Source organism: Microbulbifer variabilis, from assembly GCF_052467165.1.
The window spans coordinates 3,827,204-3,840,833 of the sequence record NZ_CP174301.1; the positions used below are offsets into that span (position 1 = coordinate 3,827,204).

Below are 13,630 nucleotides of genomic sequence, written 5' to 3' on the forward strand. Positions count from 1 at the left end.
ACTTAATGGCGCAGGAGGGAATCCAGCTCATCAACAGCGACGCACCAGTCAGAATCTTCCTCTATGGCGCTCCGAAGAAACTCCCTCTGCCCCTCAGTCCAAAATGATGCGGAAGATAATTTCTCATGCCTATGCAAATAGTGAGTAATCAGAAACTCATGAATCGCCGCATCTTCCGACGACATCCCCAGCTGGGCAAAGAGATCGTTGAGCGTGTGATGCCCGGTCGTTTCCATGGGAGCTGCCTCTCTCGTGCTCACGTGATGTATTGGTACCGATTTAGCGGTTTGTGTTCCCCATTATAGATAGCAGAGCCACCTATTACGGAGCCGGATTTGGGTTGTACTGATGAATAGCTTCAATCGCAGCTAGCTGTTCGTTATCCAAAAGTAATTCAGTACTGGCAATATTGCTACGCAACTGTTCCATGGTGGTTGCGCCGATGATATTGCTAGTCACAAACGGCTGCTGGTTGACGAATGCCAGAGCCATCTGTGCAGGGTCTAGACCAAACTGGCGGGCCAACTCCACATAAGCACCGGTAGCTGTTGCACTGCGATCGTTTGTGTAGCGTTGAAAACGCTCATACAAAGTCAGGCGTGCCCCTGCAGGCCTTGCGCCGCCAAGGTACTTGCCGGACAAGACACCAAAGGCAAGTGGCGAATATGCCAGAAGGCCACATTGCTCCCGGATGGAGATCTCCGCACAGCCCACTTCAAAGCTCCGGTTGAGCAGATTGTATGGATTCTGAATGGAAACGATACGCGGCTTACCATAAACAACTGACTCTCTTAGGTATTCATGCATGCCCCAAGGCGTCTCGTTAGAAATACCGATATAACGCACCTTGCCTGCCTTGACCAACTCCTCCAGTGCATTGAGTGTCTCGGCAATAGTAATGCCATCATCACCTCCATGCTGGTACCCTAGACAACCAAAAAAGTTGGTTTGGCGTTCCGGCCAATGGACCTGATAGAGATCGAGGTAATCGGTGCCCAGCCTTTTTAGGGACTCATCACAAGCTTTCAGTACATGATCTCGGCTGAGGCGCGGTCCAGAACGCAGGTGCCTAACCCCCGGATTAGCCTCACCGCGCCCCGCCACTTTTGTGGCAATAATTACCTTGTCACGACCGCCACGGGCCGACAGCCATTTACCGATATATTCCTCGGTGAGCCCCTGAGTCTCAGGGCGCGGCGGCACCGGATACATCTCGGCACAATCGATAAAATTTACCCCTTGATCAAAGACATAATCCAGCTGTTTAGCCGCATCAGCAGCTGTATTTTGCTCACCAAAAGTCATTGTGCCCAGACAAATCTGGCTGACTTTGAGATTGCTGGTGCCAAGCTGGCGGTAATTCATGGCGTCCTCTCTCCACAAAAAGGCGAAACAGGAATTATGCCGTTTTGGGGCTTGAGAGAGTAGATAGAAGACCTGGGTGGGGTTGGATCAAGGAGCGGCCATGCCGCTCCTTGTAGAATGCAAAATTGCAGTCGGGACTGGTTCAGCGTGATCAGCTGAATTCAGCTTCTACCTGCGGGCTGGTATCTGCGTCGTAATCAACACCGGTTACGCCAAAACCAAACAGCTTGAGAAAATCGGCCTGATAACCTTTGTAATCAGTCAACTCAAAAAGATTTTCTTTGGTCACCTCTGGCCACAATTTTTCAATCTTAGCCTGGGTCTCCTCGCGCAACTCCTTGTCATCCATACGCAGGCGGTTATCACTATCGAGGCGTGGGCTATCGGTGTACAGACCCTCGGTATACAAGCGGTACAACTGCTCGATACAGCCTTCGTGGGTGCCCTCTTCTTTCATCACCTTGTAGACCAGGGAGATATATAGTGGCATCACTGGAATTGCAGAGCTCGACTGAGTGACCAGTGCTTTCAGTACCGCGACATTTGCCGCCGCCTGACCACTTTCAGTAATGGCTCTGGCCGCCCGATCCAGGTCCTCTTTCGCCTTACCAATAGTCGCATGACCGTAAATAGGCCAAGTTAACTTTTCACCGATATAGGTGTAAGCAACTGTCTTGCAGGTATCTGACAATACGCCGGCATCGCCTAAAGCCTGCATCCAAAGTTCCCAATCCTCACCGCCCATAACCTTCACGGTATTGGAAATCTCTTCCTCACTGGCAGGATCAACTGTGATGTCCGAGATTTCCAGCTTGTCGGTATTGAGGTTCCTGGCGGTGTAAGACTCACCGATCGGCTTCAATACAGAACTGTAAAGTTCACCAGTCTTGGGGTCGGTACGACGCGGAGATGCCAAGCTGTAGACCACCAGGTCTACCTGCCCCAGATCCTCTTGAATCATCTCAATCGCCTGGGCCTTCACCTCATCAGAGAAGGCATCCCCATTAATACTCTTGGCGTACAGGCCCGCCTTATGCGCTTCGTCCTCGAACGCAGCCGAGTTGTAATAACCGGCAGAAGCGGTGCGCTTTTCTGTGGGCGGCTTCTCAAAGAACACCCCCAGGGTCTTGGCGCCACAACCAAAAGCGGCAGTGATACGCGAAGCGAGGCCGTAACCGGTGGAGGCACCTACAACCAGAACCCGCTTGGGGCCATTCTCAATTGCTGGCTGAGACTTGATGTACTCAATCTGTTCACGCACATTGGCTGCACAGCCCTGCGGGTGGGCATTGGTACAAATAAATCCGCGTACTTTCGGCTGGATGATCATCCTTACTGTCTCTCCCTTTGCACTTGGGGAATCGTGGTTATGTGATCACAGATACGCTTACAGCGCATCGGGAAAACACTGACGGCCCCAAGAATAAAGACACTTGGGACAAATTCCCGGCCATTCTACTGGTTGTGGCTGGTGAGTCCCATAGCGACATTTCCAGGCTGGCGAGCAGATTGTCCAGAATATCCCACCCAGCGGCCAAAGCAGCCACCAAACCCATCTATTGTGACTTATCGCACTATTTATGTGCTCTCAGGTGCCTAATCGCGCCAAATATGTGCTTGCCTTAAACTCCATGACACTCTTTACAACCTTTTTCCTCGGCTACACTTTTTTTGCCTTGGCACGCTGTATGCAGTAACTCCCTATGTGAGTATCGATTTAATCTCTGTTGCGAAATTTGCCGAGGATTACTTCTGGCAAATTCGCCACCAGTAGCTCACCAATTGTTCATTCCACAGTTAGTTAGGAAGGTCAGTGTGAAATACTATTCGCGTCACTGTGTAAAGCCCGGCGACCTGAACCCCGCCCAGCGCCTGTTTGGCGGCCAGTTACTCGCCTGGATTGATGAAGAGGCTGCCATTTTTGCCGGCTGTCAGATGGGTACACCAATGCTGGTAACCAAGCTAATGTCAGAGATCGATTTTGTCAGCCCAGCCTGCTGCGGAGACGTAGTAGAGTTTGGGTTTGAAGTGATCGGCATTGGCCAGAGTTCACTCACCGTGCACTGTGAGGTTCGCAATAAGCAGAGCCAGGAGTTGATTGTGCAAGTCGAGCAAATAGTCTTCGTAGCTTTGGGTGCTAATGGCAGGCCAACCCCCCATGCTAAAGCCGGCATGTCCCTGGAGCAGGCGCGAATTGCTACCCAGCGCGATCGGGAAGTACGCGAACGCCGCCTGGCGAGCTAAAACCTTTTTCAACAGGGCCAGCAGGTCAATCCTATCGATGGCGGTATAATGGCGTTTTTGCGTCACCGCCATCCACCATGTTCCAACTGTATTACAAGACCCCGAAAGACTGGGCCCAAGTCGTTCTCAGTGACTTTAACCGCTTCCTGCAGGATCATGCCGCAGCGGAAAAGAAAGCCTCTGGTATGGCAGTGTCCATGTTCTCTCACTATCCCGATAAACCTCTACTGGTGGAGGCCATGGTGAATCTGGCTTTAGAGGAGATGAACCATTTCCGCCAAGTGATCAGGATTATGCATGAGCGGGGGATCTATCAGGCACCAGATGAGAAAGATCCCTATATTCATGCCCTGCGCAAGCTGATTCGCCGTGGTCCGGAAGAGTACCTGATAGACCGCCTGCTCACCGCAGCAATTATTGAAGCGCGAGGCTGTGAGCGTTTTGGCTTGGTCGCTGAGGCCCTTCCAGCGGGATCATTACAAACTTTCTATAAGGTCATTACAGAAAGTGAGGCCCGCCACCATGAACTGTTTGTTGAGTTGGCCTTGGAGTATTTCCCCCGTGAGGCGGTGGAGAGTCGTCTTGCCCATTTGCTGAATGAGGAAGCCAGGATTATTGCCGCCCTTCCCTACCGGCCGGCCCTGCATTAGCTATTCATACCAGGGGTCATTTGGCCCAACCCACAACGGCGGACAATGGTGTATCCTGGCGCAGATATACTTTTTTTGCAGTGGGTTTTTACAGTCATGTCCGCTATTCGAAAACACTGGTACCGCCTGTTATTACTGGCTATTTTCTCAGTCGCATGGGGCTGGTCAGCCTGGCAGCCGCTGCATCCGGATGACTGGTTATTAGAAAATTACCTGGTCTTTGCGGCGCTGCCGGTAATTTTGATCAGCATACGTATGCTCCCGCTCTCCAACGTCTCTTATACGCTGATCACCGTGTTTATGTGCCTGCATGTGTTTGGCTCCCACTACACCTATGCAGAAGTGCCCTTTGGTTACACTCTGCAGGAATGGCTTGGCGCCGAGCGCAATATGTACGATCGCCTGGTGCACTTTAGTTTTGGGTTGCTGCTCGCCTACCCAGTGCGGGAAATATTAATACGCCTGGCTGGTCTGCGTGGATTCTGGGCCTACTTCTTCCCAGTAGATGTGACGTTTGCCCTCTCTTCTATTTACGAAATTATTGAATGGTTGGCAGCACGGACAGTTTCTCCGGAGCTGGGAATCGCGTTCCTCGGCTCCCAGGGCGATATCTGGGACGCGCAAAAGGACATGCTGCTGGCGGGGCTGGGCTCCATCCTGGTGATGCTGGTCGTACTGGCCTTGAATCTCTGGCTCAGCTCCAATGCCTGGCGGGAAATCCGCAATAGCCTCAAAGTACCACATGGAGACAAGGCTCTTGGCGAGGTAAAACTCCGCCAATGGTTACGCAAGCGCCACAGCCACTGAAGCTTACTTATCAATAGCGTATGTGAGAGGTAAACGGGTCGTCTGTTTCATGGTCTCCATTACGAAGCTGGAACTGACATCAAACAGATCGGCCTTAATTAGTTCTTTATACAGGCGGTCGTAACCAGGCATATCGGTCACCACCGCCTTGATCAGGTAATCCAGATCCCCACTCATCCGGTGTACCTCCAGAATCTCAGCAACCCCCTGCACCAATTCGGCAAACTGGGCTGCCCACTGATCATTGTGTTGGTTGGTACGGATAGAGATATATACAGTCAGGGGCAAATTTAACTTATGCTGGTTTAGCAAGGTCACTCTATCAGCGATAATCCCTTCCTCTTCCATCTTGTGAATGCGCCTCCAGCAAGCGGATTTTGACACACCCACTCGCTCAGCAATTTCCCCAACAGACAGCGTCGCATCCCCCTGTAACAGCTCCAGAATTTGTTTGTCTTGCCTGTTTAGCCGCGCCGCCATTAAAGCCCCTCCTTTAAAACATTCATAATAATTACTAGTGTTTCCACCATACCTTTTTAAAGTATTAACGTACCGAAAATTAAATAAAACGGCACAATGTTTCGAAATTTACCAATTAAAAAAGACAAACAGGGACATTGTTTCGGTGTTAAAGCACTAGAGTAATTTCCATGAAAAATACAGGAAATGGAACTCGTGACAGCTCTCATCAAATACATCCGTGACTCAGTTATTGGCGATATGCAGCCCATTGCCACCCCCTTCGGACAGCGACCACTGGTGTACGCTGATTACACTGCATCCGGCCGCTCACTATCTTTCATCGAAGACTCTATTCGCCAAAAGGTGTTGCCTTACTATGCCAACACCCATAGCGAAACGTCTTACACCGGTGCTCAAACCACAGGATTCAGAGAGGAGGCGAGGAAAGAGATCCGGCGTGCAGTCAACGGGAGCGAGGAGCACAAAATCATATTCTGTGGCTCCGGTGCCACTGCCGCCATTAACAAGCTGATCGATATTCTAAAGTTGCGTCCTCCGGTGGACTTGAACCTGCAGCATCGCTTCAGTGACAGTATTTCTGCCAGCCAGCGTCCTGTCGTATTTATTGGGCCCTATGAACACCACTCCAATGAATTGCCCTGGCGGGAAAGCATTGCCGAACTAGTGTCTATTCCGTTGAATAGCACCGGCACATTGGATCTTGATACGCTCGAAAATCAGCTGCGTGCGTACGCTGACCGCCCCCTGCGGATCGGCAGCTTTTCCGCCGCCTCTAATGTCACCGGCATCGTGACCGAAGTAGAAGCTGTCACCCGCCTACTTCACCAGTACGGTGCCCTGTCTTTCTGGGACTACGCCGCGGCCGCCCCCTATATGGCAATTGATGTGCGCGGTGAGCAAGACCCCCGGGGCGATAGTTCAAAAGACGCTGTATTTATCTCTCCGCATAAATTTGTCGGTGGCCCCGGCACTCCAGGAATTCTGGTGGTGAAAGAGAAGCTGCTGCAAAACGCCGTCCCTGCAGCACCCGGCGGTGGCACAGTGCTCTATGTCACTCCTGAGGATCACCGTTACCTCGAAGACCCGGAGCGCAGCGAGGAAGGCGGCACCCCGGCGATAGTCGAGTCCATTCGCGCAGGCATGGTCTTTAAACTCCAGCAAACTGTGGGTATCAATGAAATAACCCAGAGGGAGAAGCGGCTGATCGGCCATGCTCTCGAGCGCTGGTCAAAGGAAGAGAACATCGAGGTTCTCGGCAGCCTTGATATACCGCGTCTTTCAATTGTCTCGCTGCGCATCAAATGGCGCGGGAAGGATTTGCACTACGGCTTTGTAGTAGCACTACTCAATGACCTTTTCGGAATCCAGGCCCGCGGTGGCTGTTCCTGCGCAGGCCCCTATGGGCATACCCTTCTCAATATCGATATGGCCTATAGCCGGGCGCTGGAGGGACAGATACTCAAAGGGCAAAAATTAATGCGTCCGGGCTGGGTACGCCTGAACTTCAATTACTTCATCAGTGAGACAGTATTCGAATATCTGCTTGAAGCCGTGGCTCTGGTAGCGCGCCACGGCTGGAGACTACTGCCGTATTATTATTTCGACCAGGATCAGGGAGTCTGGCGCTATCAAGGCAAAAAACCAGAGTCCGCAGCCAGCCTGGCGCAATTGAACTTCAGCAATTGCCCTTCCAGTAAAAGCGAGCAGGAGGTGTCATTACTTCCTCTAGAGGAGTACCTGGCCATTGCCGAGCGGGAGCTTTGCCGCAAACCACGCAATGCAAAATTCTACGATCTACCGCTTCCCGAGGATGCGGAGGTTTTGCGTTGGTTTGTCAGCCCCCGGGACGCAGTACTCGCGCTCTAGGAAAGTTATCGCAATAGCAGCAGAGGCTGGCGGGTCTTGAGTAGCATCTTCGCTGTGATACTGCCCATCAACAAATCGCGCAGACGATTGTGACTGAACGCCCCCATCACAGTGAGGTCAATCTGGTGCTCCTCCTGATAGGTGATCAAGGCCTCAACTGTATTACCCTCCAGATTACTGGCCGTTACTGCGAGGCCGGCCTTGTCCAATTCGGCACTGGCCTCAGCTAACAGCTTTTCCGCCACTTGCGCCGGTCCTACATTTACCAGGTGGCAGGACAGGTCGCGGAACAGCGGGCTACCAGCTATCAGGCCCAGGGCCTTGCACGCCGCCTCACTACCGTCATAGGCAAGCATAATCCTCTGCGGCTGCTGAAATTCCCGATTAACCACCAGTATCGGTTTGTGCAGGGAGCGGACTACAGTTTCCAACTGTGCGCCCAGCCCCTGCTCTGACTCGCCGTGCTCCTCACCGCGAATACCGAGTACCAGAACACGAATGCAGTCTTCCAGCTCCACCACAGATTCTGTCAGGGTGTCGTGGCGCTGGCAGGTAATGACCTGTCCAACGCCGGCATCCTCAGCGCGATTTCGTGCCGCCTGCAGCATGAGCTTGCCCTGCTTCACCAGCAATTGCGCACGCTGTTGCTCAAGCGCCGTCAGTTCTTCCAGCAGCTCTTCCTGGCTGCCTAAGCCGATACTGCCGGTAAAATCGGTGACCGCAGGTACACTACTGCGCTCAATGTTATGCAACAGCTTTAGCGGTGCGTCCAGCTTGGCAGCCAGCCAAGCGGAGTAATCACAGACGGCGCCGGTGTATTGGGAACCATCAATACAGGAAAGTACCACTGGTAAAGACCCACCATTATGTGTCTCTTTATTGTTATTTTCGCTGCTGCTTACGGCCATCAATGTCCTCCAAGAACCCGCTCAATTTCCTCGGGCTTATCGTGTACGCCGAACCGGTCGACGATGGTTTCACTAGCTTCGTTCAACCCTACCAGCTCCACTTCTGCACCCTCACGACGGAACTTGAGCACCACCTTATCCAGCGCATTTACTCCGGAAATATCCCAGAAATGCGCGCGATTGAGATCGATCACTACAGTATCCACCACTTCCTTAAAATCGAAAGAGGCCATGAACTTATCGGCGGAGTTGAAGAAGACCTGTCCAATGACCTTGTAGGTTCGGCGGCTCTGAGCTTCTTCGAGAGAGCTGCTCACGTACATAAAGTGGCTAACCTTATTGGCAAAGAACAGCGAGGCCAGTAACACACCAACAAATACACCATAGGCCAGGTTATGGGTCCACACTACCACAACCACAGTAGCCAACATCACCAAATTTGTGGAGAGCGGGTAGCGTTTCAGGTTGCGGATAGAACTCCAGTCAAAAGTACCTATGGAAACCATAATCATGACCGCAACTAGTGCTGCCATAGGAATTACCGCAACCCAGTCACTGAGAAACACCACCAGGGTCAGCAGGCCAACGCCAGCTACCAGAGTTGAGAGCCGACCTCGGCCACCGGACTTCACATTGATGACAGACTGGCCAATCATGGCGCAACCGGCCATCCCCCCCAGGGAGCCGGCCGCGATATTGGCGATCCCCTGACCTTTACACTCGCGGTTCTTATCACTCGGAGTATCGGTCAAGTCGTCCACAATCGTTGCTGTCATCAGGGATTCCAGCAGACCTACCACTGCCAGACCAGCGGAGTAGGGGAAAATAATCTGTAGGGTTTCGAAATTCAGCGGAACCTCGGGCCAGAGGAAAATAGGCAGGGTATCCGGCAACTCGCCCATATCCCCCACGGTACGGATATCCATCCCCATGGTGACAGCCACTGCTGTCAGCAACAGGATACATACCAGCGGTGAAGGCACAGCTTTACCAATCACCGGGACATAGGGGAATAGGTAAATGACCCCCAGACCCGCAGCTGTCATGGCATAGACCTCCCAGGTACCACCAATCAACTCGGGCATTTGCGCCAGGAAGATAAGGATCGCCAGGGCATTCACAAACCCCGTGACCACCGCCCGTGAGACAAAGCTCATCAAACTACCCAGCTTCAGATAGCCAGCGATGATCTGCAAAACCCCGGTGAGCAATGTGGCTGCGAGCAGATATTGCAGTCCGTGCTCCTTCACCAGGGTCACCATCAGAAGGGCCATTGCACCAGTAGCGGCGGAAATCATCCCCGGCCGACCGCCCACAAAGGCAATAACCACAGCAATACAGAAAGAGGCGTAGAGGCCAACTCGGGGATCAACTCCCGCGATAATCGAGAAAGCAATGGCTTCGGGAATCAGTGCCAGGGCCACTACCAGGCCGGCGAGTACGTCGCGACGTATATTGCCGAACCAGTCGGCTTTGGTCGAAGAGAGCAGCGATGGAAGGAACATAAACGCAAATAAATTTGAATTGATCAAAAAAAGGCCGCGCACTCTACCACAAACCGCCGTCCCCCCGCATGACAACCACTCTCGTGAAACCGCAAGCAAAGTTCGGTATCCGCCCCTCTTCCGGCGCAAATATGCAGCTTACAGTGCCCTATCCATCTCCCGGACAGGGCGGACAGCGGACACTTTTAGCGGACACCCCTGTGATTGTGCACATCCCCATAAAAGAAAAATATCAATAAATATCAATAAGTTACAGACAAAAAAAAGTTGGCACAGGGTTTGCGTAGTAGCTCACAGAGCAGATTTTTTTGATTTGCATCCGAAACAGAAATGCACTGCATCCAAATTACAAAGCAGAAGCAATCGCACAGAGAAGTGGAAAGCAACAATGATTAGAGATACTTCCAGGCAAGATACACAAATCGAAGCCCTACCGCTTTGGAAAAACCCCAAAGCCTATAAGGCTGCCGCCTTGCTTGGCCTCACCATCGCATTTTTGATCTGGGGTGTTAATGCCTGGCATAGGACCGGCTCAGTAGATAACACCCTGTCCTTATCCCGTATCAATATTGCCCAGGTTGAGCGCGGTGACCTGATTCGAGACTTGGTGGTTCAGGGCAAAGTGGTCGCAGCCAACAGCCCCACACTTTATAGCCCTGCGCAGGGCATCGTTAAGTTTGCGGTAAAAGCCGGAGATACTGTGAAAGCTGGGCAAGTCCTCGCCTCGGTTGACAGCCCTGAGCTATCCAACCAACTCGCCCAGGAGGAAGCTCAACTCAATAAACTGTCCGTAGAATTGCAACGGCAGAAAATACAGGCCAAGCGCCAGCAGTTGGAAAACCAGCAAAAGGCCGATCTCGCCCGGGTAAACCTCACCGCCGCCAAACGGGAGTTAAAACGGGCTGAGCTTTCCAAGGAGAAGCAGATTATTTCCCTGCTCGACTTTGAAAAGAGCAAGGACGATATGGCCCGAGCACAACTGGAGTATGAGCAGGCTGTACAAAATGCCGAGCTGGAAAAAGAGTCCCTGAGCTTTGATACCCAAACCCTTCATTTACAAGTGTCCCAGCAGAAGTTGCAGGTAGAGGAACTCGAGCGCCGCGTGCGGGAATTAGAAATCCTCTCCCCTGTCAGCGGCACCATCGGCAGTCTCGCCGTATCCCAGCGCAGCGCCGTTGCCGCTAACGCCCCCTTGATCACCGTAGTTGACCTCACCAGTTTTGAGCTTGAGGCGGCAGTGCCAGAGAACTACGCCGACGACCTCGGCTTGAATATGGCCGTGGCCGTCAACCTAGGGGGGCGTGAACTACCCGGTGAAATCACTGCGATATCCCCCGAAGTCATCGACAACCAAGTCATCGCCCGGGTGCGCTTTAGCGAGGGACAACCCCAAAACTTGCGCCAAAACCTGCGCCTCACCGCCCGCGTGCTACTGGAGAATCGCAATGATGTGCTGCTGGTGAAACGTGGTGGTTTCCTGGATCAGAGCGGCGGCCGCTTTGCATTCCGTCTCAACGATCAACAACAGGCAGAGCGCGTTGCCATTCAAATTGGCGCGCTGGGACTGAAACAAGTGGAAATCATTTCCGGCCTGCAAGAGGGAGATCAAATCATTATCTCCGCCTCCGAAGAATTGGAGAGGGCACAGCTAGTTGCCCTGAAAGAATAAACCGAGCGAGACATTCAACACGCGCAAGCTACACCCTCTCAGTTTCCGCGATTTATCAACGATTTAAAAATTCAGTGACAAACAAGGAACATCGCCATGCTTAAGATGCATAACGTCCGCAAGAGTTTCCGCACAGACACTATTGAAACCCACGCCCTGCGTGACTTCAGCCTAGAAGTGAAGGAGGGGGAATTTGTCTCTGTCACCGGCCCCAGTGGCTCCGGAAAAACGACCTTTCTGAATATCGCAGGGTTATTGGAAACCCCAACCGGCGGCCAGTACCTGCTGGATGGCGAGGATGTAAGTAACCTGAACGATCGCCAGCGCTCCCGCCTGCGTAATGAAAAGATCGGGTTTATTTTCCAAGGGTTTAACCTGATCCCGGATCTAAGCTTGTTCGACAATATTGATGTCCCTCTTCGCTACCGTGGATTCAGCGCTAAAGAACGCCGCAAGCGTATTGAGAAAGTACTGGAGCAAGTGGGCTTGTCCGCCCGCGCAAAACACTTGCCTGCACAGCTTTCCGGCGGACAGCAACAACGTATTGCTATTGCCCGGGCCCTGGCAGGGGAGCCACGTTTCCTGCTCGCAGATGAGCCCACTGGAAACCTCGACTCCCTAATGGCACGCCAAGTAATGGAGCTACTGGAATTTATCAATGAGTGGGGAACTACCATCGTAATGGTTACCCATGATCCGGAGCTGGCCCGTCGTGCGCACCGCAATATCCAGATCGTGGATGGGCAAGTGTGCGACCTGCGCCCGGTCACAGAGCAACCCGAAGCCGCTACTGCTTAAGGAGTCTGCAGTAATGATTGGATACTATATTTCCCTGGCACTGCGAAGCCTGCGTAGTACACCGACATTAAGTGCGTTGATGGTCGCTGCTATCGCGGTGGGTGTGGGTGCCTCCATGACAGTACTCACCCTCAACTACATGATGTCGCAGAACGCGCTAGAGCATAAAGACGATGTTCTTTTTGCCGTTCAACTCGATAGCTGGGATGTTAATGAAGCCGCAAATACCACCAATGAAATTCCCTGGCAGTTGACTTATAGAGATGCCCAAGCCCTACTGCGCTCTGACATCCCCACTCATCAGGTGGCCATGCACCGCTATGGTTTTACCGTGGAACTGGAAGAGTCAGCAATCCGGCCTTATACCGCTGACATCCGCGTAACCACCCGTGATTTCTTTAACCTATTCGATATCCCTTTTATATATGGAGGCACCTGGGAGAAGACTGCCGACAGCTCACCCATGCAAGTGGTGATACTCTCCAAGGCCACCAATGAAAAGTTATTCTCTGGAGAAGACAGCGTTGGTGAAACCGTCATATTAAATAGCCAACCTTTTACCGTCATTGGCGTTATTGATACCTGGGAACCCTCACCCAAAGTTTACGATGTCAATAATGGTTCCTTTACGAAAGTTGAATCCCTTTTCGTGCCTTTTGGTCTTCACCGCAAGCTGGAAATTTACAGCTGGGGGAATACCAATGGCTGGGATAGTGGAGAGGGCGAAGGTTATGAGGGTTTCCTACAAAGTGAGAGCGTCTGGATTCAGTACTGGGTGGAACTCACTAATAAAGAACAAAAAACCGAGTACGAAAACTTTCTAACCGCATATATTCAAGGGCAGAAGGACCAAGGGCGCTTCGAGCGACCATTGAAATTTGCCCTGAGTAAACCTTCCGAATGGCTGGTTCTCAACGAAGTCCTCAGCGATGACAACCGCGTATTGGGCTGGGTATCCCTGGCTTTTCTGTTAGTTTGCGTTATCAACGCAGTAGCTCTATTACTCGCCAAGTTTCTCCGCAAAGCGCCTGAAGCGGGTGTGCGTCGGGCACTTGGAGCCAGCCGCAATGCCATTTTCACGCAGCACCTCATTGAAAGTTCAACCATCGGTATTCTCGGTGGAATAGCCGGTATTTTACTTGCTTTTATGGGGATCAGTGGAATCCGTTATTTAGCTATGGGACAACTGGATACGGTCGCGAGGATGGATTGGGTGATGGTGATCGCAGCCATTGGTCTCGCGCTAATCGCAAGCCTGCTGGCAGGGCTTTACCCAGCTTGGCGTATCAGTCGCACTAACCCTTCCATTTACCTGAAAACCCAGTAAGGACGAGT

General features: G+C 52.2%; 13 protein-coding genes. 7 read left to right on the plus strand and 6 right to left on the minus strand.

Annotated elements, in window-relative coordinates; genetic code table 11:
• Positions 1–2 precede the first annotated feature (2 nt).
• The 3 genes from ACJJIP_RS17045 to fabV form a co-directional block, all read right to left on the minus strand.
• Positions 3–236 (minus strand): DUF2789 family protein, encoded by a 234-nt coding sequence (locus ACJJIP_RS17045; protein ID WP_020412003.1) that lies wholly within the window; start codon positions 234–236, stop codon positions 3–5.
• Between the two features lie 85 nt (positions 237–321).
• Positions 322–1,365, minus strand: coding sequence for an NADP(H)-dependent aldo-keto reductase (locus ACJJIP_RS17050; RefSeq protein WP_353377017.1), 1,044 nt, complete (start codon positions 1,363–1,365; stop codon positions 322–324).
• Positions 1,366–1,516: 151 nt separating this feature from the next.
• A complete protein-coding gene (gene fabV / locus ACJJIP_RS17055; protein WP_282951604.1) occupies positions 1,517–2,695 on the minus strand; it encodes an enoyl-ACP reductase FabV in 1,179 nt (392 codons plus the stop codon).
• Positions 2,696–3,180: 485 nt separating this feature from the next.
• Here fabV and ACJJIP_RS17060 point away from each other — a divergent pair, with 485 nt between their 5' ends.
• From ACJJIP_RS17060 to ACJJIP_RS17070, 3 genes are all read left to right on the plus strand, one after another.
• Positions 3,181–3,609 carry an acyl-CoA thioesterase gene (locus ACJJIP_RS17060; RefSeq protein WP_020412000.1) on the plus strand — a complete coding sequence of 143 codons (429 nt, stop codon included), beginning with the start codon at positions 3,181–3,183 and terminating at the stop codon, positions 3,607–3,609.
• 77 nt (positions 3,610–3,686) lie between these two features.
• Complete coding sequence (locus ACJJIP_RS17065) at positions 3,687–4,259, plus strand: tRNA-(ms[2]io[6]A)-hydroxylase (protein WP_020411999.1); 573 nt, start codon at positions 3,687–3,689, stop codon at positions 4,257–4,259.
• 96 nt (positions 4,260–4,355) lie between these two features.
• The gene (locus ACJJIP_RS17070) at positions 4,356–5,066 is read left to right on the plus strand and encodes a DUF2238 domain-containing protein (RefSeq protein ID WP_353377015.1); all 711 of its coding nucleotides are present in this window, start codon (positions 4,356–4,358) and stop codon (positions 5,064–5,066) included.
• A 3-nt stretch (positions 5,067–5,069) separates the two neighbouring features.
• Here the strand turns inward: ACJJIP_RS17070 and ACJJIP_RS17075 are convergent, their stop codons facing one another.
• Entirely contained in the window at positions 5,070–5,546 is a 477-nt protein-coding gene (locus ACJJIP_RS17075; protein ID WP_444945680.1) for an Lrp/AsnC family transcriptional regulator, read from the minus strand.
• A 186-nt stretch (positions 5,547–5,732) separates the two neighbouring features.
• Between ACJJIP_RS17075 and ACJJIP_RS17080 the strand changes: the two genes are divergently transcribed.
• Positions 5,733–7,415 (plus strand): aminotransferase class V-fold PLP-dependent enzyme, encoded by a 1,683-nt coding sequence (locus tag ACJJIP_RS17080; protein ID WP_444945681.1) that lies wholly within the window; start codon positions 5,733–5,735, stop codon positions 7,413–7,415.
• A 5-nt stretch (positions 7,416–7,420) separates the two neighbouring features.
• On the opposite strand, the gene ACJJIP_RS17085 is transcribed toward ACJJIP_RS17080, so the two are convergent.
• Positions 7,421–8,323 carry a universal stress protein gene (locus ACJJIP_RS17085; RefSeq protein WP_020411995.1) on the minus strand — a complete coding sequence of 301 codons (903 nt, stop codon included), beginning with the start codon at positions 8,321–8,323 and terminating at the stop codon, positions 7,421–7,423.
• The gene (locus ACJJIP_RS17090; RefSeq protein ID WP_040628253.1) at positions 8,323–9,828 is read right to left on the minus strand and encodes a SulP family inorganic anion transporter; all 1,506 of its coding nucleotides are present in this window, start codon (positions 9,826–9,828) and stop codon (positions 8,323–8,325) included. Before ACJJIP_RS17090 ends, ACJJIP_RS17085 begins: the two co-directional genes overlap by 1 nt.
• Positions 9,829–10,216: 388 nt before the next feature.
• On the opposite strand from ACJJIP_RS17090, the gene ACJJIP_RS17095 reads away from it, so the two are divergent.
• The 3 genes from ACJJIP_RS17095 to ACJJIP_RS17105 all read left to right on the plus strand — a co-directional run bounded on the left by ACJJIP_RS17095 (position 10,217) and on the right by ACJJIP_RS17105 (position 13,622).
• The gene (locus tag ACJJIP_RS17095; protein WP_020411993.1) at positions 10,217–11,497 is read left to right on the plus strand and encodes an efflux RND transporter periplasmic adaptor subunit; all 1,281 of its coding nucleotides are present in this window, start codon (positions 10,217–10,219) and stop codon (positions 11,495–11,497) included.
• A gap of 96 nt (positions 11,498–11,593) precedes the next feature.
• Positions 11,594–12,295, plus strand: coding sequence for an ABC transporter ATP-binding protein (locus ACJJIP_RS17100; RefSeq protein ID WP_020411992.1), 702 nt, complete (start codon positions 11,594–11,596; stop codon positions 12,293–12,295).
• Positions 12,296–12,308: 13 nt separating this feature from the next.
• Positions 12,309–13,622: an ABC transporter permease gene (locus ACJJIP_RS17105; protein ID WP_444945682.1), complete on the plus strand. Its 1,314-nt coding sequence runs from the start codon at positions 12,309–12,311 to the stop codon at positions 13,620–13,622.
• Positions 13,623–13,630 lie beyond the last annotated feature (8 nt).